General features: G+C 71.5%; 20 protein-coding genes. 18 read left to right on the top strand and 2 right to left on the bottom strand.

The features are described from left to right. Positions 1-206 precede the first annotated feature (206 nt). From IEZ27_RS53910 to IEZ27_RS15890, 15 genes are all read left to right on the top strand, one after another. Positions 207-1,940: a peptidoglycan D,D-transpeptidase FtsI family protein gene (locus tag IEZ27_RS53910; protein ID WP_446686197.1), complete on the top strand. Its 1,734-nt coding sequence runs from the start codon at positions 207-209 to the stop codon at positions 1,938-1,940. A 40-nt stretch (positions 1,941-1,980) separates the two neighbouring features. Continuing rightward, positions 1,981-3,513, top strand: a complete 1,533-nt coding sequence (locus IEZ27_RS15955) for a UDP-N-acetylmuramoyl-L-alanyl-D-glutamate--2,6-diaminopimelate ligase (protein ID WP_189648319.1) — start codon at positions 1,981-1,983, stop codon at positions 3,511-3,513. Next, positions 3,510-4,940: a UDP-N-acetylmuramoyl-tripeptide--D-alanyl-D-alanine ligase gene (locus IEZ27_RS15950; protein ID WP_189647936.1), complete on the top strand. Its 1,431-nt coding sequence runs from the start codon at positions 3,510-3,512 to the stop codon at positions 4,938-4,940. Before IEZ27_RS15955 ends, IEZ27_RS15950 begins: the two co-directional genes overlap by 4 nt. Beyond that, the gene (gene mraY / locus IEZ27_RS15945; RefSeq protein ID WP_189647935.1) at positions 4,937-5,995 is read left to right on the top strand and encodes a phospho-N-acetylmuramoyl-pentapeptide-transferase; all 1,059 of its coding nucleotides are present in this window, start codon (positions 4,937-4,939) and stop codon (positions 5,993-5,995) included. The genes IEZ27_RS15950 and mraY overlap by 4 nt, the downstream gene beginning before the upstream one ends. After that, on the top strand, positions 5,992-7,362 hold the full coding sequence (gene murD / locus IEZ27_RS15940) for a UDP-N-acetylmuramoyl-L-alanine--D-glutamate ligase (protein WP_189647934.1): 1,371 nt from the start codon (positions 5,992-5,994) through the stop codon (positions 7,360-7,362). Before mraY ends, murD begins: the two co-directional genes overlap by 4 nt. Further along, the gene (gene ftsW, locus IEZ27_RS15935) at positions 7,352-8,653 is read left to right on the top strand and encodes a putative lipid II flippase FtsW (RefSeq protein WP_308427281.1); all 1,302 of its coding nucleotides are present in this window, start codon (positions 7,352-7,354) and stop codon (positions 8,651-8,653) included. Before murD ends, ftsW begins: the two co-directional genes overlap by 11 nt. A gap of 12 nt (positions 8,654-8,665) precedes the next feature. Then, entirely contained in the window at positions 8,666-9,742 is a 1,077-nt protein-coding gene (gene murG / locus IEZ27_RS15930; RefSeq protein WP_125630480.1) for an undecaprenyldiphospho-muramoylpentapeptide beta-N-acetylglucosaminyltransferase, read from the top strand. Next, on the top strand, positions 9,739-11,136 hold the full coding sequence (gene murC, locus IEZ27_RS15925) for a UDP-N-acetylmuramate--L-alanine ligase (RefSeq protein WP_189647933.1): 1,398 nt from the start codon (positions 9,739-9,741) through the stop codon (positions 11,134-11,136). The genes murG and murC overlap by 4 nt, the downstream gene beginning before the upstream one ends. Before the next feature lie 73 nt (positions 11,137-11,209). After that, positions 11,210-11,872: a cell division protein FtsQ/DivIB gene (locus IEZ27_RS15920; RefSeq protein ID WP_125630476.1), complete on the top strand. Its 663-nt coding sequence runs from the start codon at positions 11,210-11,212 to the stop codon at positions 11,870-11,872. A gap of 335 nt (positions 11,873-12,207) precedes the next feature. Continuing rightward, positions 12,208-13,692: a cell division protein FtsZ gene (gene ftsZ, locus IEZ27_RS15915; RefSeq protein WP_189647932.1), complete on the top strand. Its 1,485-nt coding sequence runs from the start codon at positions 12,208-12,210 to the stop codon at positions 13,690-13,692. Positions 13,693-13,843: 151 nt separating this feature from the next. Continuing rightward, entirely contained in the window at positions 13,844-14,536 is a 693-nt protein-coding gene (locus IEZ27_RS15910; RefSeq protein ID WP_189647931.1) for a YggS family pyridoxal phosphate-dependent enzyme, read from the top strand. 138 nt (positions 14,537-14,674) lie between these two features. Next, complete coding sequence (locus tag IEZ27_RS15905) at positions 14,675-15,175, top strand: cell division protein SepF (RefSeq protein ID WP_125630470.1); 501 nt, start codon at positions 14,675-14,677, stop codon at positions 15,173-15,175. Between the two features lie 80 nt (positions 15,176-15,255). Next, entirely contained in the window at positions 15,256-15,549 is a 294-nt protein-coding gene (locus IEZ27_RS15900; RefSeq protein ID WP_125630468.1) for a YggT family protein, read from the top strand. Between the two features lie 107 nt (positions 15,550-15,656). Further along, positions 15,657-16,532, top strand: a complete 876-nt coding sequence (locus IEZ27_RS15895) for a DivIVA domain-containing protein (RefSeq protein ID WP_189647930.1) — start codon at positions 15,657-15,659, stop codon at positions 16,530-16,532. 41 nt (positions 16,533-16,573) lie between these two features. Beyond that, on the top strand, positions 16,574-18,406 hold the full coding sequence (locus tag IEZ27_RS15890) for a hypothetical protein (protein ID WP_189647929.1): 1,833 nt from the start codon (positions 16,574-16,576) through the stop codon (positions 18,404-18,406). A 139-nt stretch (positions 18,407-18,545) separates the two neighbouring features. On the opposite strand, the gene IEZ27_RS15885 is transcribed toward IEZ27_RS15890, so the two are convergent. Further along, a complete protein-coding gene (locus IEZ27_RS15885) occupies positions 18,546-19,157 on the bottom strand; it encodes a nucleotidyltransferase domain-containing protein (protein ID WP_189647928.1) in 612 nt (203 codons plus the stop codon). Positions 19,158-19,243: 86 nt separating this feature from the next. After that, positions 19,244-22,384, bottom strand: coding sequence for an isoleucine--tRNA ligase (gene ileS, locus IEZ27_RS15880; protein ID WP_189647927.1), 3,141 nt, complete (start codon positions 22,382-22,384; stop codon positions 19,244-19,246). A 438-nt stretch (positions 22,385-22,822) separates the two neighbouring features. Here ileS and IEZ27_RS15875 point away from each other — a divergent pair, with 438 nt between their 5' ends. Genes IEZ27_RS15875 through IEZ27_RS15865 form a run of 3 tightly spaced genes read left to right on the top strand, consistent with a single transcriptional unit; the run spans position 22,823 to position 24,736 of the window. Then, on the top strand, positions 22,823-23,212 hold the full coding sequence (locus IEZ27_RS15875) for a TraR/DksA family transcriptional regulator (protein ID WP_185844443.1): 390 nt from the start codon (positions 22,823-22,825) through the stop codon (positions 23,210-23,212). Continuing rightward, entirely contained in the window at positions 23,176-23,814 is a 639-nt protein-coding gene (gene lspA / locus IEZ27_RS15870) for a signal peptidase II (protein ID WP_229824024.1), read from the top strand. The genes IEZ27_RS15875 and lspA overlap by 37 nt, the downstream gene beginning before the upstream one ends. After that, entirely contained in the window at positions 23,807-24,736 is a 930-nt protein-coding gene (locus IEZ27_RS15865) for an RluA family pseudouridine synthase (protein ID WP_125630458.1), read from the top strand. Before lspA ends, IEZ27_RS15865 begins: the two co-directional genes overlap by 8 nt. The last annotated feature ends 3 nt before the right edge of the window (positions 24,737-24,739 follow it).

Raw genomic sequence — 24,739 nt, 5'->3', positions numbered from 1 at the left:
CGGACGAATCCCGGAGCTCCAGGTCGGAGGCCCGGACTTCCAGAACGGACCAGGCGCGGGGCTCGCGGCCGGAGGGGCCCCGAGGGGCCAGGCCGGAGCAGGCGCGGGGGCACGAGCGAGGCGTGTTGCGCCGCGGTACGGAGACGCCGCCCCCCAGGGGACCGCGCCGCCCGCCCACCCCGCCGCGCCCGCCCCGGCCCCCGCTGGTGCTGCGCCTGGGCAGCCCGCGCAGGCGCATCAACATCGGCCTGATCGGCATGACCTTCGTCCTGTCGATCTTCGCCGGCCGGCTGATCCAGATGCAGGGCCTCGACTCCAAGGTCTACGAGGCCGCCGCCGTCGGCCAGCGCCAGCACGTCGAGGAGATCCCCGCCAAGCGCGGCACGATCACCGACGTCAACGGCAACGCCCTGGCCCGTACGTCGGAGGCCCGCGAGGTGTCCATCGACCCCAGCAAGATCCCCGAGGGCGCGCGCGCCGGCGTGGCGGCGTACCTGGCCAGGCAGCTCGGCAAGACCGTGGAGGAGATGACCGCCAAGCTGTCCAAGAGCAAGTCCCGCTACCAGCTCCTGGCCAGGGACGTCGACCCGGTCGTGGCCACGCGCCTGATGCAGCAGGCCGAGGTGCCGGGGCTGAGCTCGACCAAGACGTACCGGCGCGACTACCCGGCGGGCGACCTGGCCGGCAGCCTCATCGGGTTCGTCGGCGACGAGGGCAACGGCCTGGGCGGCATGGAGCAGGCGAAGAACACGATGCTGGCCGGCCGCGACGGCAAGCAGCGGGTCGAGACCGGCCGCGACGGCCAGCGCATCCCCATGACCAGCAGCGAGCGCACCGCGCCCGTCGACGGCCAGGACGTGCGCCTCACGATCGACCGCGACATCCAGTGGGCGGCCCAGAAGTCGGTCGCCGACGAGGTACGGCGGTCGGGGGCGAGCAGCGGCGCGGTCATCGTCATGGACGTGCGCACCGCGCAGATCATCGCCATGGCCAACGCGCCGGAGCTCGACCTGGCCAACTGGCGAAGGGCCCCCGCGTCCTCGTACGTGAACAAGGCCGCCGCCGACGTGTTCGAGCCCGGCAGCACCAACAAGGTGATCACCGCCGCCGCCGCGCTGGAGGCCAAGGAGGTCACCCCCGACACGGTGTTCCAGGTGCCCGACAACATCAAGTGCGCCGACCGCGTGCTGCGCGACGCGCACCCGCACAAGCCGGAGGCGATGACCTTCCGCCAGGCCATGGCCCAGTCCAGCAACGTGGCCACGATCATGGCCGCCCGCAAGGTCGGCAGCGAGCGCCTGTACGCGATGCTCAAGGCGTTCGGGTTCGGCGCGACCCCGCCGGGCGGCGTGCCGAGCGCCGAGGCGGGCCTGCTGCCCAACTACAAGAACTGGTCGGGCAGCCAGAGCTGCACGGTCGCGTACGGCCAGGGCGTGTCGGTGACCGCGTTGCAGATGGCCAGCGTCTACCAGACGATCGCCAACGGCGGCGTACGCGTCGATCCGCAGATCGTCGCGGGCACCACCGACGCGACCGGCAGGTTCGTCCCCGCTCCCGCGGGCAGGCAGACCAGAGTGGTGAGCGAGACGACGGCCAAGGAGATCGCGACGATGCTGGAGACCGCGGTGAGCGCCGAGGGCACCGGCACGCTGGCCGCCATCCCCGGCTACCGGGTGGCGGGCAAGACCGGCACGGCCAACCGCTACGACTCCGAGCTGGGCCGGTACGACGGCTACACGGCCTCCTTCGTCGGGTTCGCGCCCGCCGACGCGCCCCGGCTGGTGGTGCTCTCGGTGCTCCAGAACCCCAAGAACGGCCACTTCGGCGGTCAGCTCGCCGCCCCCGTGTTCAAGGATGTGATGACGTTCGCCATCAAGAGCAGGAAGATTCCTCCCACAGGCTCGGACGTGCCACCGGTGCGTACGCGCGCGGGACAGTGAGCAGGGAAGGTACGCTCTCGCCGTGCGTCCCCCGTCGTCTATGCGTCCCAAGACCAGCCCGCCCCGTCCACTGACCGGGCTCGCGACCATGCTCGACGCCGATTCCGGCACGTCGAGGTCGCCCCACGCCGCCCTGACCGGCGTCACCATCGATTCCCGCGCCGTACAGCGCGGCGATCTCTACGTGGCGCTGCCGGGCAACCGCGTGCACGGCGCGACCTTCGCCGCCGAGGCGATGGCGCGCGGAGCCGTGGCCGTCCTCACCGACCGGGAGGGGCGGGAGGCGTCCGTGGCCACCGGCCTGCCGGTGCTGATCGTGCCCGACCCGCGCGCGCTGCTAGGGCAGGTGTCCGCCTGGGTCTACGGCCAGCCGGCCCACGACGTCCAGGTGATCGGCGTGACCGGCACGAGCGGCAAGTCCACCACCACGTTCATGCTGGAGGCCGGGCTGCGGGCGGCGGGACACACGACGGGCCTGGTCGGCGGCGTCGAGATCCACGCCGCGGACCTCCGCTTCGAGCCCACGCTGACCACCCCGGAGGCCCCGCAGCTGCACGCGCTGTTCGCGCTGATGCGCGAGCAGGGCGTGAGCGCGGCCGCCATGGAGGTCTCCAGCCACGCCCTGGCGCTCGGCCGGGTCGACGGCGTCTTCTACGACGTCGCCCTGTTCACCAACCTCTCCCAGGACCACCTCGACTTCCACAAGGACTTCGAGGACTACTTCGCCACCAAGGTCAGGCTGTTCCAGCCCGAGTTGTGCCGCGTCGGCGTGACCAACATCGACGACCGCCACGGCCGGGAGCTGCTCCACCGGGCCAAGGTGCCGATGACCACGTTCTCGGCGCTCGGCGCCGCGGAGGCGGAGTGGCGGGCGCTGGAGGTCAGGCTCGGCGCCGACGGCAGCGCGTTCCGGGTGGCCGGCCCCGGCGGGGTCGAGGCCGACGCGCAGATCTCGCTGCCGGGGCCCTTCAACGTCGCCAACGCGCTCGGCGCGATCGTGTCCCTGGTGGAGTCGGGGGTGCCGCTCCAGGCCGCCGTGCACGGCGTGGGCACCCTCACCGGGGTGCCTGGGCGCATGCAGCGCATCACGTCCGCCGAGGAGGAGTTCCAGGCGCTCGTGGACTACTCCCACAAGCCGGGCGCCGTTGAGTCGGTACTGCGTTCGCTGCGGGAGGTGACCGCGGGCACGCTGACGATCGTCCTCGGTTGCGGCGGCGACCGCGACACCGGCAAACGCCCCATCATGGGCGAGACCGCCGCCCGGCTGGCCGATGTGGCCATTTTCACCAACGACAATCCACGCTCGGAGGATCCGCTCGCCATCCTGGCCGCGATGATGGAGGGAGCGCTCGCCGTTCCGCCCCGCGACCGCGCTCATGTGATCATGGAACCTGACCGCGCGGCCGCGATCGACCTGGCCGTCGGCCGGGCCGGGCGCGGCGACGTGATCGTCGTGGCGGGCAAGGGTCACGAGCAGGGCCAGTACGTCTCAGGCGAAGTGATCCCCTTCGACGACCGTGAAGTGGTCGCCGAGGCGATCGACGCACGCAAGGAAAGCAGGAAGCACCGATGATCCCGTTGCCTCTGGCCAGGATCGCCGAGATAACCTCGGGCGCCCTGTCGGGCATGGCAGACCCCCGCGCGGTGGTGCGCGGGCCCGTAGTGATCGACTCACGGGCGGTGGAACCGGGATCGTTGTTCGTCGCCTTCGCCGGAGCGCGGGTCGACGGCCACGACTACGCCGCGCAGGCGATCCGGGCCGGAGCGGTCGCCGTCCTGGCGACCAGGCCGGTCGAGGGGCCGGCGGTGATCGTCCCCGACGCCGCGGTCGCGCTGGCCGAGCTGGCCGCCGCGCAGGCGGCCGCGCTGCCGCAGGCCACCGTGATCGGCGTGACCGGCTCGGCCGGCAAGACCAGCACCAAAGACCTGCTGGCCAGGCTGGCCGGCCGGATGGGGCCGACCATCGCGCCCCAGGGCAGCTTCAACAACGAGCTCGGCCACCCGCTGACCGTGTTGCGCGCCGACGCCGACACCCGCTTCATGGTGCTCGAACTGGCCGCCCGCAACGTCGGCCACATCAAGGAGCTCACCCGCATCGCGCCGCCCACGATCGGCGTGGTGCTCAACGTCGGCACCGCCCACCTCGGCGTGTTCGGCGGCAAGGAGTCCATCGCCAAGGCCAAGGGCGAGCTGGTGGAGTCGCTGCCGCGCACCGGGGTCGCCGTGCTCAACGCCGACGACCCGCTGGTGTCGCAGATGGCCGCGCGCACCGACGCGCGCGTGACGTACTTCGGGCGCGGCGAGGACGCGGCCATCCGGGCCGAGGGGGAGACGGTCGACGCGCGCGGGCGGGCCTCGTTCACGCTGCGCACGCCGTCCGGGTCCGCGCACGTCTCGCTCCAGCTCTACGGCGCCCACGCCGTGGAGAACGCCCTGGCCGCCGCCGCGGCGGCCTACGAGCTGGGCCTGCCGGTCGCCACCATCGCCGAGGAGCTGTCGGAGGCCACCCCGCGCAGCCGCTGGCGGATGGAGGTCACCGACCGGCCCGACGGCGTGACGGTGGTCAACGACGCCTACAACGCCAACCCCGACTCGATGCGGGCCGCGTTCGCCATGTTCGGCGTGATGGGCCAGGACCGGCGGCGCTTCGCGGTCATCGCGGCGCTGCGCGAGCTGGGCGACGAGAGCGCGGCGCTCAACGCCGAGCTGGGGCGCCTGGCGGGCGGTTCCGGCCTGACGGGCCTGATCGTCGTCGGGCCCGACGCGGGGCCCGTGCTGGAGGGCGCGAACGCGGCCGCGGCGGCCGCGGCGGGACCGCCCGGTGCTGGAGGGCCATATGCTCCCCAGATGACCCGGATCGTACACGTCCCCGATGCTGAGGCGGCGGCGGCCGAGCTGACCGGCCTGCTGCGCCCCGGCGACGCGGTGCTCGTCAAGGGCCCGCGCGCGATGGGCCTGGAACGCACGGCGGAACTCCTTCTCGGGGGTGCCGCCAAGTGATCAACATCGTCATCGCCGGCGCGGTGGGCCTGGTCCTGTCGATGCTGGGGACCCCCTTGGCGATCAGGCTGTTCTCGCGGCGCGGCTACGGCCAGGAGATCCGCGAGGAGGGACCGTCCGGCCACCACGGCAAGCGCGGCACCCCCACCATGGGCGGCACGGTGTTCGTGCTGGCCGCGCTGCTGGCCTACGGCGGCTCCCACCTGGCCACGCTCACGCCGCCGACGGTGTCGGGCATGCTCGTGCTGTTCCTGATGACCGGCCTCGGCGCGGTCGGCTTCCTCGACGACTTCATCAAGATCTACAAGCAGCGCAGCCTGGGCCTGCGCAGCGGCGCCAAGGCCCTCGGCCAGCTCGTCGTCGGCGCGGTGTTCGCGGTGCTGATCACCCGCCAGCCCAACGTCTACGGCATCACCCCCGCCGAGACGCGCCTGTCGTTCCTGCGCGACATCGGCCCCTCGATCGGCATCGTGGGCTTCACCATCTGGGTGCTGTTCATGATCGTCGGCTTCTCCAACGCGGTGAACCTCACCGACGGCCTCGACGGCCTGGCCAGCGGCGCGACGGGCGTGGTGCTCGGCGCGTACGTGCTGATCGGCAACTGGCAGCTCCGCAACAACTGCATCGACCAGCTCGGCCCCAACTGCTACTGGGTACGAGATCCGCTCGACCTGTCGGTGGTGGCCGCGGCCGTGCTGGGGGCGCTGGTCGGGTTCCTGTGGTGGAACGCCCCGCCGGCGAAGATCTTCATGGGCGACACCGGCTCCCTGGCCCTGGGCGGCGTGCTGGCCGGCCTGGCCATCGCCACCCGTACGCAGCTCCTGCTGATCATCCTCGCCGGGCTGTGCGTGATCATCACCTCGTCCGTCATCATCCAGGTCGGGTTCTTCAAGATGACCGGTAAACGGGTGTTCAGAATGGCGCCGCTGCAACACCACTTCGAGTTGAAGGGCTGGGCCGAGACCACGATCGTGGTCCGGTTCTGGCTGATCGCCGGGCTCTGCGCGGCGCTCGGGCTCGGGCTGTTCTACGTCGAGTGGATGCCCAAGCCATGACCTACACCTGCGTGGCCGGGCTCGGCGTCTCCGGCACCGCCGTGGCCAGGGTGCTGGCCGAGCGCGGGGAGCGGGTCGTGGTGGTGGAGGCCGTCGAGGGAGAGCGGCAGCTCGCCGCCGCGGCCGAGCTGGCCATGGCAGGGGTCGAGACCAGGTTCGGCGAGATGACGCTGCCGCAGGGCGTGGACAGGCTCGTCACCACCGGCTGGGCGCCGCACCACCCGCTGATCGCCGCCGCGCTGGCCGCCGGCGTCGAGGTGGTGGGGGAGGTGGAGCTGGCCTGGCGGCTGCGCCCGCCGCACGCGGCGCCCTGGCTCGCGCTGACCGGCACCAACGGCAAGACCACCGCCGTACGCATGCTCACCTCGATCCTGCTGGCCGCCGGGCACAAGGCCCTGGCCGTGGGGAACGTGGGCGTACCGGTCGTCCGCGCGGTCGCCGAGCCGTACGACGCGCTGGCCGTCGAACTGTCCAGCTTCCAGCTCCACTGGTCCAGCACGCTGGCCCCGCACGCGGCGGCCATCCTCAACATCGCGCCCGACCACCTCGACTGGCACGGCTCGATGGCCGCGTACGCCGCCGCCAAGGGCCGCGTCTACGAACGCGCCGGGACCGTGATCTTCAACGCCGACGACCCCGAGTGCGCCCGGCTGGCCGAGCCGTACGAGGGCGCCGTCGGGTTCACCCTGCGGGTGCCGCGCAGCGGGCAGCTCGGCGTGGTCGAGGACCTGCTGGTCGACCGGGCGTTCGTGGACGACCCGGTCGAGGCGGCCGAGGAGCTGGCCACGCTGGCCGACATCCGGCCCCTGGCCCCCCACAACGTCGCCAACGCCCTGGCCGCCGCCGCCCTGGCCCGCTCGCTCGGCGTGCCGTCGGAGGCCGTACGCCTCGGGCTGCGCGCGTTCAAGCCCGACCCCCACCGCCTGTCGCACGTCGAGCGGGTCGGCGACGTCGACTACATCGACGACTCCAAGGCCACCAACCCGCACGCCGCCGCGGCCGCGCTGAGCGCGTACTCCTCGATCGTGTGGGTGGCCGGCGGTCAGCTCAAGGGCGCCGACGTCGACGACCTGGTACGGCGGGCCGCGCCCCGGCTGCGCGGCGCGGTGCTGCTCGGCGTCGACCGGGCCGCGATCGCCGAAGCGCTCGCGCGACACGCGCCGAATGTCCCCGTCGTGGACATCGCGGGCCAAGACACTGGTGTGATGGACACCGTCGTCACCGAAGCCGCGCGCCTGGCCTCGCCCGGGGACACCGTGCTGCTCTCCCCCGCGGCCGCCTCGCTCGACATGTTTCCCGGCTACCCGGCGAGAGGGGAGGCCTTCGCCCGCGCCGTCCGCGAGCTGAGGCGGCGGCGTGAGCACTAGCACCGGGACCGCGGGCCCCCGCCCCGCCGCGGGCGGGTCCAAGACGCAGGAGAGCCCGGCGAGCTGGATGCGCGAGCAGCGCGCCGCTCTGAAGGAGCTGCTCGACAAGCCCCTGACGACCTACTACCTGATCATCATGTGCAGCGCGCTGCTGCTCGCGCTCGGCCTGATGATGGTGTTGTCGGCCTCCGCCGTCGAGGCGCAGCAGAAGACCGGCAACCCGTTCTCGTGGTTCATCAAGCAGTCGCTGTCGGCCGGCATCGGCCTGCCCCTCATGTACGCCTGCTCGCGCCTGCCGCTGAAGTTCTTCCGCTGGGCGGGCTACCCGCTCATGGCGCTGTCGGTGCTGGCACTGGTCATGGTGCTGTTCATCGGCGAGTCCGAGCTGGGCGCGCAGCGGTGGATCTACCTGGGCCCGTTCACTCTCCAGCCGTCCGAGCCGGCCAAGCTGGCGCTCGTGTTGTGGGGGGCCGACATGCTGGCCAGGCGGGCCAGGCAGGGCCGGATCGAGTGGCGGCAGATGCTGATCCCGCTCATGCCCGGCACCGCGATCCTGGCCGTCATGGTCATGCTCGGTCGCGACCTGGGCACCACCCTGGTGCTGTTCATGATCTTCCTGTCGCTGCTGTGGGTGGTGGGGGCGCCGATCAAGTTGTTCGGCGGCATCCTGGCGCTGGCGGTGCTGGCCGCGGCCATCATGATCAAGGTGGAACCGTACCGGATGGCGCGCATCGGGGCCTTCCTCAACCCGTGGGCCGACGCCCAGGGCGCCGGCTACCAGGCCGTCCAGGGGCAGATCGCGATGGGCTCGGGCGGCTGGTTCGGGCTGGGGCTCGGCAGCAGCCGCCAGAAGTGGAGCTGGCTGCCCCACGGCGAGAGCGACTTCATCTTCGCCATCCTCGGCGAGGAGCTGGGGCTCATGGGCACGCTGATGGTGGTGGCGCTGTTCGGCCTGCTCGGCTACGCCGGGCTGCGGGTGGCGATCCGGGTCAACGACGCCTTCGTACGCCTGGCCGCGGCCGCCATGGTGGCCTGGGTCGTCGGGCAGGGGACCGTCAACATGGGAGCCGTCCTCGGCGTCCTGCCGATCACCGGGATCCCGCTGCCGCTGGTCTCCTACGGCGGATCGTCGCTGCTCCCCACGCTGGCCGCGCTGGGCATCCTGCTGTCGTTCGCCAAACGCGAGCCGGGCGCGCGTGAAGCCTTGGCCGCCCGTGGCCCCGGACCGGCCGTACGGGCCCTAAGCTGGCTTGGCCTGGGGGGTACGTCCAGAGGCCGAGTGAGACGTTAGGGAGTGACCGAGATGAGGGTGGTCCTCGCCGGTGGGGGGACGGCCGGGCACATCGAGCCCGCGCTCGCCCTTGCGGACGCGCTGCGGCATCTTGACCGCAGCGTCGGCATCACCTGCGTGGGCACCGAGCGCGGGTTGGAGACGCGGCTCGTGCCCGCCAGAGGCTACGAGCTCGAACTGGTGCCGGCCGTGCCGCTGCCCAGGGCGATCACCCCGAGCCTGCTGACCGTTCCGGGCCGGCTGGCCGGGGCGATCAACGCGGTGTCGGGCGTGCTCGACCGGGTCGGCGCCGACATCCTGGTCGGCTTCGGCGGCTACGTCGCCACGCCCGCCTACCTGGCGGCCAAGCGCAAGGGCCTGCCGATCGTCGTCCACGAGGCCAACCCGCGTCCCGGCCTGGCCAACCGGCTGGGCGCCCGGCTCACCGACCACGTCTTCACCGGCTTCCCCGACGCCGCGCTGCCCAAGGCCGAGTTCATCGGCACCCCGCTGCGCCGCGGGATCGTCACGCTCGACCGCCTGTCCACCGGCGACAAGGCACGTTCCTGGTTCGGCCTGGAGAACGACCGGCCCACGCTGCTGGTCTTCGGCGGCTCCCAGGGCGCCCGGTCGATCAACGAGGCCGCGCTGGCCGCCGCGCCGGTGTTGCGCCGGGCGGGCATCCAGGTGCTCCACGTCATCGGCCCGAACAACACGGTCGAGCACGAGCCGCCGCCCGGCGACCCCCAGTACGTGCTCCTGCCCTACGTCGACCGCATGGACCTCGCCTACGCCGCCGCCGACGTGGCCCTGTGCCGCAGCGGGGCCCTGACCTGCGCCGAGCTGACCGCCGTGGGGCTGCCGGCCGCGTACGTGCCGCTGCCCCACGGCAACGGTGAGCAGACCGTCAACGCCGAGCGCGTCGTACGCGGCGGCGGCGGCCTCATGGTCGACGACGCCGGCCTGTCACCCGATTGGATCATCCAGAACGTGCTGCCCATCCTCCGCGACCCCGAACGGGTCGTCGTCATGTCGGAGGCCGCCTCCAGGCTGGGGCGCAAGGACGCCGATATCATGCTTGCCAGGAAAGTGTTGGAGATAGCCCGATGAGTCTCGTCAAGCTGGTCGATCCCGTCGCCGTCGAAGAGCTCGGCCGCGTGCACTTCATCGGCATCGGCGGGGCGGGCATGTCGGGCATCGCCCGCATCCTGCTCAAGCGCGGCGTCCGCGTGACCGGAAGCGACGCGCGCAGCTCCGAGCTGGTGACCGAGCTGCGCGAGCTGGGCGCGACCGTGCACATCGGCCACGCCGCCTCCCACATCCGTGACGTCGACACCGTGGTCGTCTCCACCGCCATCCGCGACTCCAACCCCGAGCTGGGCGAGGCGCTCAAGCAGGGCCTGCGGATCATCCCGCGGGCCGCCGCGCTGGCCTCGGTGATGGCCGGCCGCACCGGCGTGGCCATCGCCGGCACCCACGGCAAGACCACCACCACCTCCATGCTCACCGTGGCGCTGCAGAAGTGCGGCGCCGAGCCGTCCTACTGCGTGGGCGGTCAGCTCGTCACCACCGGGCTCGGCGCCGACGAGGGCACGGGCGGGGTGTTCGTGGCCGAGGCCGACGAGAGCGACGGCTCCTTCCTCATGCTGGCCCCCGACATCGCCGTGGTGACCAACGTCGAGGCCGACCACCTCGACAACTACGGCGACCCGCGGGCGGTCCACGACAGCTTCGCCCGCTTCGCCGAGCGGGTCGGCTCGCTGCTCATCGTCTGCGCCGACGACCCGGGGGCCGCCGAGCTGACCGCGCGGGGGCGCGAGCGCGGGCTGCGGGTCAGGACCTACGGCGAGCAGGGCGAGGACTACCGGGTGACCGGCGTACGACCTGACGGCTTCGGCACGGTGTTCTCCATCGAGGGCAGGGGAGACGTGCGGCTGGCCGTCCCCGGGGCGCACAACGCGCTCAACGCCACCGCGGCCATCGCCGTGGCCGACGAGCTGGGGCTGGCCTTCGAGGACATCAGAGACGGCCTGGCGGCCTTCACAGGAGCCAAACGGCGCTTCGAGGCCAAGGGCGAGGCGGGCGGCGTCGCGGTGTTCGACAGCTACGCCCACCACCCGACCGAGCTGGCCGCCGACCTGCGCGCCGCGCGCGACGTGGTGGCCTCCTACTCGGGCACGGGCCGGGTCATCGCGATCTTCCAGCCCCACCTCTACTCGCGTACCCGCTTTTTCGCCGACGACTTCGGCGCCGCGCTCGCGCTGGCCGACGAGGTCATCGTGCTCGACGTCTACGGCGCGCGGGAGGACCCCGAGCCGGGCGTGTCCGGCGCGATGGTGGCCGGGCGCGTGCCGCTGCCGGCCGAGCGGGTGGCCTACGCCCCCGACCGGGCCGCGGTGCCCGACCTGGTGGCCGGGCGGGCGCGGCCCGGCGACATCGTGCTCACGATGGGCGCGGGCGACGTGACCGAGCTCGGGCCGCAGCTCGTGGCGCGCCTGTCCTGAGCCGTATGCGCGTGGCGGGCCGCTGCCGGCCGGCCCGTCGGCGTACGGTCGAAGCCGGCGTGCGAGGAGGGCGATGAAGGCGCGGACGGCGTTCCTGGTGCTGCTGACGGCGGGCGTGGTCGGCTCGGCCGCCTGGCTGGTGTTCTTCTCACCGGTCCTCGGCGTGCGGTCGATCGAGATCGTGGGAAATCTCACAGTGCCCAGCGAGCGCATCGAGCAGCAGGCGGGCGTGGCCGACCTGCATCCCCTGGCCACGGTCGACCTGGCCGACGTCGAGACCCGCGTGCTCGGCATCAGGCAGCTCGCGACGGCCAAGGTCGACCGGGTCTGGCCGGGCACGCTGCGGATCGAGGTGGTCGAGCGCGAGCCCGTCGCCGTGATCCCGGCGGGCGGCCGGTTCGCGGTCGTCGACAAGCAGGGCGTGGTGATCGAGGTCAAGGACACCTCGCCGTTCATGCTGCCACTGCTCAAGGTCGACCGTCCGGCGGCGGGCGACCCGGCCACCATGGCGGCGCTCCAGGTCGTCCAGGCGCTCCCGCCCGTGGTGGCGGGCAAGGTCCGGCTGGTACGCGCCGCCTCGGCCGAAGGCGTGACGCTGGAGCTGTCCGACGGGCGTACGGTCCTGTGGGGCGGAGCCGACCGGCCGGAGGAGAAAGGCCGCATCCTGGTCTCGCTCCTCAAGCGCAAGGCCACCCTGTACGACGTCAGCTCTCCCGATGTCGTCACCCTGAAGTGATCACGAGTGTCAGAGTCTGGCAACTCCGTGGCAAGGGCATCGCGTGCCTGTGCGAGGTGGGGGTCGCGGCGTGAGAGCCTGTAGATCGGACCTTCGGCAGAGGAAGGCCCCGACCAGGCACGACTTCGGAGCGAATCGGACAGCCCGCGACACGCCGGACGTGCTTGCGGCGCGGTTAGTTGACCCGCCTGGTAGGGGACTCCTACTGTCCGTATCAATCCTCAGGTTGACATAAATCTAAATCTCAACCTGAGGTTGAGAGTTACGCAAACTGAGAAAACGCGGAGACGATCCGCACCGAAATGGCAAGTCAACGAGCGGAAAGGCCCCTCGTCGTGGCAGCACCGCAGAACTACCTCGCGGTCATCAAGGTCGTCGGCATTGGCGGCGGCGGAGTGAACGCCGTCAACCGGATGATCGAGGAGGGACTCAAGGGCGTCGAGTTCATCGCCATAAACACCGACGCCCAGGCGCTGCTGATGAGTGACGCCGATGTGAAACTTGACGTGGGCCGCGAGCTCACGCGCGGACTGGGCGCCGGAGCCAACCCCGACGTGGGGCGCAAGGCGGCCGAGGACCACCGGGAGGAGATCGAGGAGGTCCTCAAGGGGGCCGACATGGTCTTCGTCACGGCCGGCGAGGGCGGTGGCACGGGCACCGGCGGCGCGCCGGTCGTGGCCAACATCGCCCGGTCGCTCGGCGCGCTGACGATCGGCGTGGTGACCCGGCCCTTCAGCTTCGAGGGGCGGCGTCGCGCCTCGCAGGCCGAGGCCGGCATAGAGACGCTGCGCGACGAGGTCGACACCCTCATCGTGATCCCCAACGACCGGCTGCTGTCGATCTCCGACCGGCAGGTGAGCGTGCTCGACGCGTTCAAGGCGGCCGACCAGGTGCTGCTGTCCGGTGTCCAGGGCATCACCGACCTGATCACCACGCCCGGCCTGATCAACCTCGACTTCGCCGACGTCAAGTCGGTCATGTCGGGCGCGGGCTCGGCGCTCATGGGCATCGGCCACGCGCGCGGTGACGACCGGTCGGTCGCCGCCGCCGAGATGGCGGTCTCCAGCCCGCTGCTGGAGGCCAGCATCGACGGCGCCCACGGCGTGCTGCTGTCGATCGCGGGCGGCTCCGACCTCGGCCTGTTCGAGATCAACGAGGCGGCCCAGCTCGTCTCGATGGCCGCCGCCCCCGACGCCAACATCATCTTCGGCACGGTGATCGACGACGCCCTCGGCGACGAGGTGCGGGTCACCGTGATCGCGGCGGGCTTCGACGACGTGCCGCCGCCCGTCGAGAAGCCGCTGCCGAGGCCCGCCGCCAGGCCGGCCACGCCGCCCGCGGCGCCGGTCTCCTCGGCCGTACGGCCCGGTGTCGCCGCCTCGCCCAGCGTGAAGTCCGAGCCGCCCGCGCCGAGGCCGGAGCCGCGTCCCGAGCCCCGCCCGGAGCCGCGGGCCGAGCTGCGGTCGGAACCCCGCCAGGAGTTCCGCGCCGAGCCTCGCCCGGAGCCGCGCCAGGAGTTCAGGCCCGAGCCCCGGCAGGAGTTCAGGCCGGAGCCGCGTCCCGAGCCCCGGCCGGAGCCGCGCCAGGAGTTCAGGCCCGAGCCGGTCCGCCCGGTGGAGCCGGTCCAGTCCGCCGAGCCCGTCGGCGCCGGTCTCGGCGACGACGAGCCGCAGGCCCCGGTCTCCATCCCGAGGCCCACGCCCGAACCGGCCAACCCGCCCACGCCCATCACCTCCCGCATGTCGGAGCCTCCCAAACGTCCTCGGGTGATCTTCGAGGAGCAGGAGGAGGAGCTCGACGTCCCCGACTTCCTCAAGTAGCTCACCACCCACCGCCGCTCCCTGCAGGCATCCGGGAGCGGCGCCGTCGTGTGTGCCGTGAGCAGACCCGCGGCACGGAAAGGGGGCCATCGTGGCGTACGGCACACGTGCCGAGGTGCGGGACGATGGAGGCAGGGAGAGGGAGAGACGCGTGCGTAGTGACGAGATCGCGGCCGGTCTCACCGAGATCGACACCCGCATCGGCGAGGCCTGCCAGGCGGTGGGCCGCGACCGCGGCGAGGTCACCCTGATCGCGGTCACCAAGACCAGACCGGCCGACGACGTGCGCATCCTGTGCGAGCTGGGTGTGCGCGACGTCGGCGAGAACCGCGACCAGGAGGCGGCGGCCAAGGCTCACGAGCTGGCCGGCCTGCCGCTCACCTGGCACTTCGTGGGCCAGCTCCAGACCAACAAGGTGCGTTCGGTCGTCGGGTACGCCGACGTGATCCACTCGGTCGACCGCCTCAGGCTGCTGGAGGCGATCAGCAAGGAGGCCGTGCGGCAGGGCCGCAAGGTCGGCTGCCTGATCCAGGTGGCGCTCGACGACGACCCCTCCAGGGGCGGCGCCCGGCCCGCCGACGTGCTCGCGCTGGCCGACGAGGTGGCGCTGACCGAGGGCGTGTGGCTGGGCGGCGTCATGGCGGTGGCGCCGCTGGGGGAGGAGCCCGCCCGGGCCTTCGCCGTTCTGCGCGACGTGGCGACCCGCGTCCAGGAGCAACATCCGCGGGCCACGATGGTCTCCGCGGGCATGAGCCAGGACCTCGTCGAGGCGGTCGCGTACGGTGCGACACACGTGCGGATCGGTACGGCGTTGCTCGGCCGTCGCAGGCCCTTCGTCAGGTAATGTCCCCTCAAGTGGGTCTTCAGGCCCATGATCAAGTAGAGGTCGATCCGCGGTGAGCTCCAGGGGGGTACGGCTGCCGCCTCGGCCCCGGCGACGGGTCCGAGCCAGTGCGACCATGAGCAGGAGGACGACGTAGCGATGGCCGGCGCGATGCGCAAGATGGCGGTCTACCTCGGTCTCGTGGAGGACGACCGCTACGAGAGGTACGAGACCTACACCGACGAGTACGCCTACGACGACGATGTCCAGCGGACCGGCGAGGAACGGCCCGTGGCGGTCCAGGACCGCGACGAGGAGGCCGACTCGGGGGTGCCCGCGCCCAGGCCCGCCACGACGATCCTGGAGCGCCGTACGACCGACCTGGCGCGCATCACGACCCTCCATCCCCGGACCTACAATGAGGCCCGAACCATCGGAGAGCACTTCCGCGACGGGACCCCGGTCATCATGAATCTGACCGAAATGGTTGACAGCGACGCGAAGCGGCTCGTGGATTTCGCGGCAGGTCTGGTCTTTGGCCTACATGGAAGCATTGAACGTGTTACCAACAAGGTGTTCCTGTTGTCCCCTGCCAATGTCGAGGTGACCGCCGAGGACAAGGCCCGAATCGCGGAACGCGGGTTCTTCAACCAGAGTTAGAGTCTCTGTATGTCCATCGCACCCAACCGGGTCCGTGCGCGGCCGGTAGGGCACATCAGAAGTGGAGGCGCGGCCGGGCCGTGGAGATCGTGAGTGGGATCTTGGTCGTAGTCCTGTCTCTGTATTTGGTGTTGCTCATCGGCAGGATGATCTTTGAGACGGTGCAGGCGTTCGCCCGGCAGTGGCGGCCTTCCGGGGTCGTGCTGGTGCTGGCGGAGGCCACATACACCGCGACCGACCCACCTCTCAAGTTCCTCCGCCGTTTCATTCCCCCGCTCCGGTTGGGTACGGTGGCCTTTGACCTAAGCTTCACTGTCCTGTTCATCGTCGTGCTGATCTTGATCCAGATCGCTGGGTCACTGGGCGGCCGGTGAGGCGGGCTGGTGGGGTGCCGGTCGTGATCCAACTCGTGTCCGCGCTGAAGTGATTCGGGTTCACCGTCCCTCCGGACAGACTCCAAGCGCGCCAAGGAGACCAAAAAATGCCGCTGACGCCCGCTGATGTGCGGAACAAGCAGTTCAGTACCACCCGGCTGCGGCCGGGCTACGACGAGGAAGAGGTCGACGCCTTCCTCGACGAGGTGGAGGCTGAGCTTGACCGCCTGATCCAAGAGAACGAGGAGCTTCGCGCCAAACTGGCCGAGTGCCTGCGTGGGAAGGTGCCGGGCGGCATGGGCATGCCCATGGCCTCCGCACCCGTTCAGGAGCAGCCGAAGCCAGAGATGATGGCGCCGCCGCAGCCGGAGCCCATGCGGGCCCCCGAGCCGCCGCCCATGCGAGCCCCCGAGCCGCAGCCCATGGCCATGAGCATGCCTCCCGCCGAGGACAACATGGACACCGCGGCCCGCGTGCTGGCCCTCGCCCAGCAGACCGCCGACCAGGCGATCTCCGACGCCCGCCGGGAGGCGGACGAGACGGTGACCCGCGCCCGCCGCGAGGCCGACGAGATCCTCACCAAGGCCCGCCGCCAGGCCGAGCAGGTCATCGGCGACGCCCGCGCCCGCGCCGAGACGCTTGAGCGCGACGCGCAGGAGCGCCACCGCCAGGCCATGGGCTCGCTGGTGCAGACCCGCGACGAGCTCGAGCGCAAGGTCGAGGAGCTGCGCAGCTTCGAGCGCGAGTACCGCAGCCGCCTCAAGCTCTACCTGGAGAACCAGCTCGCCGAGCTCAACGTCTCGGCCGAGGGCAGCGGCGGCTTCCCCGTCATGTCCGGTCCCCAGACCCAGGCTCCCGCCATGTCGCACGCGGTTCCCCAGGGTGGCCAGCAGCCTCTCCCCGGTGGTCCCAACCCGTTCGGCGGCGAGGCCCCGCAGGGCGTTTTCCCCGGCGGCGACGGTCCGCACAACGACCGCCGGTAAAGTAGCGGGTCACTAGGACCTGTCACTCGAAAGAGCCCCCTGTGATCCTTATCAGTGCTGGTTTGGTGCTCGCGGCGGTCGTGTTGCTGATCGCGGGCTTCGTACTGGCTAAGCCGTTCCTGATCATGTGGTCCATCGTGGTCAGCGTGCTGTCCGCGCTGTTCCTGGTGATCGGGGCGTTGCTGCGGCGTCACGAGCTGTTTCCCGGTGGTGGGCGGGCCGCTGCGCCGGCCACCCCTCCGGCCCCGCTCCCGCCGCCCGGCCTGCCGTACAACCAGACCGGTCCTGCCGGGCCCCAGCCGCATCCGCGGCCACAGCCCCATCCGCACCAGCCGCCCCCGCAGACGCTCCAGCGGACCGCCGTACCGGCCTCCGCGCCTCGCCGCCCCGCGGCGAGCGGCATCTCGCCGGACGCGATCGTGCTGGTGATCCCGGGTCGCAGGAGATACCACGTGCCAGGCTGTCGCCAGCTGGCCGGACGGGATCACGAGGAGCTCACCTACGAGGAGGCACGCGAGGAGGGCTTCACGCCCTGCACGACGTGCCTTCCAGACGCCGCGCTCGGCGGACGGCAGTTGCCCCCTGCCGCCGACCCCGAGCCAGCCGTCGCCCCCGGCCCCGGTACCACCCCCTCCGCCGTGGCGGAGAACCGGGCCGAACCCAAGGCAGAGAGCCGGTCCGAGAACCGGGCCGAGCCCCGGACGCAGAGCCGGGCCGAGACCTCCGCGGAGACCCAGGACCTGCGTCCGCCGGTCGTCCCGCCGAAGCCCGACACGAAGGCTTCCACCCCCACCCCGGAGCCCCCCGCCTCCCGCGAGGAGGGCGCCACCGGGTGGTTCGGCCGTCCGGCCGCCGCCGCTCAGGCGGGCGACCAGGCCAAGCAACCCTCCGCCGCCGCCGCGCCCGACCCGGGGGCCGACTCCGGTGACGAGCAGGCGGAGATCCAGACTTCGTACTTCCGGCCGCCGCACGACCGCGAGCGGCCCGCGCGTCCCGCTTCCCCAGACGAGGCCAAGAGCCTGTCGGCTCCGGCCTCGTCGTCCTCGGGCAAGCCGGACGCCACCTCGGGCAAGCCGGACGCTTCTTCGGGCAAGCCGGACGGTTCTTCGGGCAAGTCGGCTGAGAGCGCGCCGGGGAGGCCGTCTTCGGCGGCCCGGCCGTCGCCCGCCGACCGGCCCGGACAGTCCCCTGACGAGGACGACGACTCCTCCGGCCCGGACACGGCCCCGCAGCCTCGCGTGACGTCTTCCGGGATGCCGGTCCACCCCGAAGGTTCGGGTGGGGCTTCCGGGCCGTCTGAGCGGCCTTCTGGGGCTGCGCCGGCCCCGTCGAGTGGTCGGCCCCCGTCGTCCGCCGAGTCGGAGGCCAAGCCCACGGGCCCGCTCCCCGCCGGAGCACCCGCCACAACCGGTACGGCCTCGAAGCCCGCCGATGTCCCCAAGACACCGGGCGCGGGTGGCAAGCCCGGCACGACGGGCCCGTCCCCCAAGACGGCCGCGTCCCCCGCATCGAGCGGAGGCCCGAAGCCCAGTACGCCCCCGAAGAGCGGCACACCCTCCGGAGGTGGCGCGTCCAAGGCGGAGAAGGCGGCGGAAGGGGCCGGGTCCGCCGGAGCGGGTGAGGGGGCCAAGAAGGCCGCTCGGGGCGATGAGGACGCTGAAAGCGCTGGTGGCAAGGGTGGGGCCGATGCTGCGGGCGGTAGGGGCGGGACGGTCAAGGTCATCGTCGGTACGAGCCGTTTTCACAGCACCGCCTGCCCGCTGATCAGAGGCGCGGGTGAGTCGGGTGTGGAGACCATGACGCTCGCGGAGGCCGAGGCCGCCGGGCTGACCAGTTGCTCCGTGTGCCAGCACGACCGCGAGACGGTCAAGTAACGCTCACCCTGTTCTGACCAGCCCTGTTCCGACCCGCCTCAGGGGGCCGGGGAGCCGTCGTGAGGTGTCGTCTCCCCGAGGGGAGCCCTGGGAGGGGCTTCGGGGCCTGGCGGTGTCTCGCGGTCTTGGGGCTCGGGGGTCACGGGGTTCGGCGTAGGGGGAGCCAGGGGTGGGTGGGGTGTACGGTTTTGAGGGCCGTTTCGAGCCAGCGGCGTTGGGCCTCGGTCAATAGCGGCAGGACGGTGGCGAAGTCGGTCTCGTCCTTCGGGCGGATGCCCTGGGATTTGTACAGGAGTTGCACCTCCGGGGTGAGGTGGTGGAGGCCGTTCCGCTCGATGGTCAGGGTGGACAGAGGACGGCGGACGCGGGTGTCGCGGCGGTAGGTCCACTCGTCTCCGGCGGACTCGTCGAGCATGAGCTGGAAGCGCCAAGGGGCGTCGGGATCTTCGCGTACCCAGATGTCGTGGGCGGTGGCGGGCAGCAGCTCGTCCGGCGGCCAGGGGCGTAGGGTGCCGGGCCGGACGGCGGCGTGGACGTCCCAGCCGGTCAGCAGGCGGCGGGCCGCGAGCTGGTCGCGGCGCAGCAGTGCGATGTCGACGTCGTCGTGCCCGCGGTACGGCCGCCCCACGGCCAGCTCCAGGGCGTGGCCGCCGGCCACCCACCAGGGCGCCTCCAGACCGCGCATCAGCGTGACGACCTCGTCCAGCGCGGCGGCCTCCCACGGGCCCCACGGCGTGTCGATCCTCGTCATCCGATCATCATGCGCCAGATCCGTACGAAATGCGCACGGGAGCGAAAGGTGCACGGGGGCGGACGTGTGCCGCCCCCGTGCCCGCGTCAGGCGCGGCGGAGCTGGAAGACGAGCCCCAGGTCCTCGTCCCGGTGGGACGGGAGGTCGTCCTGCGAGCCCTCCGTCAGGGACGTGGCCAGCACCTCCTCCGACACCGTCCGGCCGTCGGAGCGCAGCGCGGCGGCCAGGTCGGGCGAGGAGGAGGTCCACCACAGGTCGATGCGGTCGGTGATGGACAGGCCGGAGGACTTGCGGGCCTCCTGGACCAGGCGGATGACCTCGCGCAGGAGCCCCGCGCGGCGGAGGTCGTCGGAGAGCTCCAGGTCGAGCGCGACGGTCTCGCCGGTGCCGGTGCCGATGGCGCCGGTCTCCACCGCCCAGCCCGCGCGCGGCTGCTCGTTGACGATCACCTCGTCGGGGCCGAGCATGATCTCGCCGAGCTCGTCCGCCTCGATCATGACGGGGGTGCCGCCCCGGAGCGTACGGGCCACGCGGGTGGCGTCGGCGGCGGTCACCGCGGCGGCCACCAGCTTGGTCTGCGAGCCGAACCGCTTGCCCAGCGCCCGGAAGTTCGGCTTCACCGTGTACGACACGAGATCGGCGTCGAATCCGGACATGTCCTCAAGCGTCTGGACGTTCAGCTCGTCCGCGACCAGCCCCCGCAGCTCGCCGGGCAGCGACGGCCACCCGTGCGCGCCCACCAGGGCCCGGCGCAGCGGCTGCCGCGTCTTCACACCCGAGGACGCGCGGGCCGAGCGGCCCAGCTCGACCAGGCGGCGGACCAGCGCCATCTGGTCCGACAGCGCCGGGTTCAGCAGGTCCTGGCGCACCTGCGGCCAGGCGGCCAGGTGCACCGAGGAGGGTGCGCCGGGCGCGCGCAGCACGTCCCAGAGGTAGTCGGTGACGAACGGCGTGATCGGCGCCATCAGCCGGGTGACCGTCTCCAGGCACTCGTACAGGGTCGCGAACGCCTCGCGCGAGCCCTGCCAGAAGCGGCGGCGCGAGCGGCGGACGTACCAGTTGGACAGGTCGTCGAGGAAGTCGGCCAGGCGGCGGCCGGCACGCTGGGTGTCGTACTCGTCGAGGGACGCGGTGACCTCGGCGACCGTCCGGTTCAGCTCGGCCAGCACCCACCGGTCCAGCAGCGGGCGCTCGGCGGCCGGGGGAGCGGGCTCGGCCGGGGTCCAGGACTCGGCGTTGGCGTACAGGGTGAAGAACGAGGAGGTGTTCCACAGGGTCAGCAGGACCTTGCGGACGATCTCCTCCAGAGTGTTGTGCCCCACCCGGCGGGCCGACCACGGCGAGCCCGAGCAGGCCATGAACCAGCGCAGCGCGTCGGCGCCGTGCTGGTCCATCAGCGGGATCGGCTCCAGGATGTTGCCCAGGTGCTTGCTCATCTTGCGGCCGTCCTCGGCCAGGATGAGCCCGAGGCAGAGCACGTTCTCGTAGGAGGACTGGCCGAAGACCAGCGTGCCGACCGCCATCAGCGAGTAGAACCAGCCGCGGGTCTGGTCGGTGGCCTCGCAGATGAACTGCGCCGGGTAGACGCCCTCGGGCTTGCCGCGCTCGCCCCACTGGGCGAACGGCATCGAGCCCGAGTCGTACCAGGCGTCGATCACGTCGGGCACGCGGGTGGCGAGCGCGCCGCAGGAGGGGCAGTCGAAGGTCACGTCGTCGACGTACGGGCGGTGGGGGTCGAGCGCCGAGACGTCGCGGCCCGCCAGCCCGCTCAGCTCCTCCAGGGAGCCGACGCACGTGACGTGGGACTCGTCCTCGGAGCACACCCACAGCGGCAGCGGCGTGCCCCAGTAGCGCGAGCGCGACAACGACCAGTCGACGTTGTTGCGCAGCCACTCGCCGAACCGGCCCCACTTGATGGTCTCGGGGTACCAGTTGGTGTTGGCGTTCTCCGACAACATCTGGTCCTTGACCGCGGTGGTCCGGATGTACCAGGAGGGGAGCGCGTAGTACAGCAGCGCGGTGTGGCAGCGCCAGCAGTGGGGGTAGGCGTGCTCGAAGTGGCTGCCGCGGAACAGCAGGCCGCGCCGGCGCAGGTCCTCGGTCAGCTCCTCGTCGGCGTCCTTGAAGAAGCGGCCGCCGACCATGGGGACGTCGTCGAGGAAGCGGCCGTCGGGGCCGATCGGGTTGACGATCGGCATGTCGTACCGCTTGATGACGGCCATGTCGTCGGCGCCGAAGGCCGGGGCCTGATGCACCAGGCCGGTGCCGTCCTCGACGGTGACGTAGTCGCCGAGCACGACGTAGTGGGCCTCGGGGATGTCGACCAGGTCGAAGGGGCGGCTGTAGCGGGTGCGCTCCAGCTCACGGCCGGTGTGGCGGGCCACCTCGGTCACGTCCTCGCCGAGGACGGACAGCAGCGGCTCGGCCACCACCAGCACCTCGCCGTCGGCGGTCCTGGCGGCGACGTACGTGACGTCGGGGTGCACGGCGACGGCCGTGTTGGACACCAGCGTCCACGGGGTGGTCGTCCAGATGAGCAGCGAGGCGCCCAGCTCGGCCAGCGGCCCGGACGTCACGGGCATGCGCACGTAGACCGACGGGCTGGAGACGTTCTCGTAGCCGCCGGGCTGGCCCAGCTCGTGGTCGGACAGGCCGGTGCCGCAGCGCGGGCAGTACGGCGTGATGCGGAAGTCGCGGAACAGCAGCCCCTTGTCGAAGACGACCTTCAGCGACCACCAGACCGACTCGATGTAGGACGGGTCCATCGTCCGGTACGCCTGGGACAGGTCGATCCAGTAGCCCATGCGCTCGGTCATCTGCTCGAACGCGTCCACGTGCCGCAGCACCGACTCGCGGCACTTGGCGTTGAACTCGGCGATGCCGTATTCCTCGATGTCCTTCTTGCCGGTCAGGCCCAGCTCACGCTCGATGCCGACCTCGACCGGCAGGCCGTGACAGTCCCAGCCGGCCTTGCGCGGGACGCTGAAGCCGCGCATCGACTTGTAGCGCGGGAACAGGTCCTTGAACACGCGCGCCTCGACGTGGTGCACGCCGGGCAGGCCGTTGGCGGTGGGCGGGCCCTCGTAGAAGACCCAGGCGGGGTTGCCGGCGTTCTGCTCGACGGACCGCTCGAAGATCTTCCCGTCCCGCCAGCGGTCGAGGACCTCGCGCTCGAGCGCGGGCAGGTCGACCTGCGCGGGAAGAGAGCGGAATGATGGGGAAGACATGTCGGGCGGGACCTCCACGCGATCGGCCGGATGTGGCTTGCGTGAAGGGACGAAGCCTCGCGGCTCCGCGGTACCACCCTTCTTGGCCTCCGGGGAGGCCCTCTTCATTCGCTCTGCTGCCGGGTCTAGTGAGCTCAACCGAGCCGTTCTTCCGGCGGCTCCGGGGTGATATCCCTCACAGCGGGGCCCCATCAACGCCTTGCAGTCTCAAACCATAACGCAGAGTGGAGCGTAAGACTTCCAGGTTTCGCATGGGCGTGCGGCGGGTTGGTAGACGGGGAGGAAATTTGTGGGAATGGACGCCCCTGGGGAGGAGTTGAATGCGCGAGGCGGGATAGTACGGGTGAGGTAAACCAACCGGCGGGTCGTTTGCCGTTCCGTTATGAGGATCCTAAGCTGCCCGCACCATTCACGGCCTTGATCAGCATGGAGGCAGCCATGGCGGCAGTCACGCAGACCGCTACACCGTCGATGTGGTCGGAAGAGGAGCTGGCCGAGGTACGCGGCAGGCTGCGGAACGAGATCGACGAGCTGGAGGCGGACATCCTCCGCCACGAGTCGGAGATAGCCTCGGGAGACGTCACGCAGGGAGCGGGCGACGACCAGGCGGACGCCGGCGCCAAGACGTACGAGCGCGAACGCGAGATCGCCCTTACCCTGAATGCGCGCGACCTGGTCGCGCAGAACGAACGTGCGATCGCCAGGATCGACGCAGGGACCTATGGAGTGTGCGAATCGTGCCACAAGCCGATCGGCAAGGAACGTCTTCAGGCGTTCCCGAGGGCGACGCTGTGCGTGGCCTGCAAGCAGAAGGAGGAACGCCGGTAGGCAGGCCGCGCGGACGTCTCCTCGCGATCCTCACCGCGCTGGCGGTCGTCGTCTACGCGGCTGACCTGATCAGCAAGACGATCGTGTTGCGCACGCTCGAAGGCAAGGCGCCGCTCGTCGTCATCCAGGACGTCCTGCAGTTCCGGGTGATCTTCAACTCGGGCGCCGCGTTCAGCATCGGCACCGGGATGACGTTCGTGTTCACGTTCATCGCGGCGGGCGTGGTGGTGGCGATCGTGCGTACCGCGCGCAAGCTCCGCAGCCTGCCGTGGGCGATCACCCTCGGACTGCTCCTCGGCGGGGCGCTCGGCAACCTGACCGACAGGCTGCTGCGCTACCCGTCGGGGTTCGGCCGGTCCTCGCAGTTCCAGGGGCACGTCGTCGACTTCGTCGAGGTGCTGCCCGGGCACTTCCCGGTGATCGACTACTTCCCGGTGTTCAACGTCGCCGACTCGGCGATCGTCTGCGGCGGCATCCTGGCGGTGCTGCTGGCCTGGCGCAACGTGCAGATCGACGGCACCGTGGAGACCCCGGAGGACACCGCGAAGGACGACGGCAGGAACACCGCGAAGGACGGCGCCAAGGAGGCCCAGGATGGCTGAGCGCCGGAGTCTCCCCGTGCCGGACGGGCTGGAGGGCGAGCGGGTCGACGCGGCGATCTCGCGGTTGTTCGGCTTCTCGCGCACCCGCGCCGCCGAGCTGATCGCCGCCGGCGAGGTGCAGCTCGACGGCGGGCAGCCGGCCAAGTCCGACCGTGTGCACGCGGGCGCCTGGCTGGAGGTGACGCTGCCGCCCCCGGTCACCACGCCGATGCCGGTGGCCGAGCCGGTGCCGGGCATGACGATCGTCTACGAGGACGACGACATCATCGTGGTCAACAAGCCGATCGGGGTGGCCGCCCACCCGACCGTCGGCTGGACGGGCCCGACCGTGATCGGCGGCCTGCTCGGCGCCGGCCACACGATCGCCACCAGCGGCGCGGCCGAGCGGCAGGGCATCGTCCACCGGCTCGACGCCAACACCACGGGCGCGATGGTCGTGGCCAAGAGCGAGCACGCGTACTCGATGCTGAAGCGGGCCTTCAAGGAGCGCACCGTCGACAAGCGGTACCACGCGCTGGTCCAGGGGCATCCCGACCCGTTCAGGGGCACCGTCGACGCGCCCATCGACCGGCATCCCTCGGGCGAGGGCAAGTTCGCCGTGGTCGCGGGCGGCAAGCCGTCGGTCACCCATTACGACACGATCGAGGCGTTCCGGGCGGCGTCGCTGCTCGACATCAAGCTGGAGACCGGCCGTACGCACCAGATCCGCGTGCACATGTCGGCGCTGCGCCACCCCTGCGTCGGCGACATGCTCTACGGCGCCGACCCCACGCTCGCGGCCCGGCTGGGCGTCACCCGGCAGTGGCTGCACGCGGTCGCGCTCGGCTTCGAGCACCCGGCGACCGGTGACTGGATGTCCTTCAGCACCGACTATCCCGAGGACCTGCAGAAGGCGCTCGACGCCGTCGCCGCCGACACCTGACAG

Origin of the sequence: Nonomuraea spiralis, assembly GCF_014648435.1 — a bacterium.
GTDB lineage: Bacteria > Actinomycetota > Actinomycetes > Streptosporangiales > Streptosporangiaceae > Nonomuraea > Nonomuraea spiralis.
Note: the sequence above shows the minus strand (reverse complement) of the source record. Positions and strands in the feature narration are given on the sequence as shown.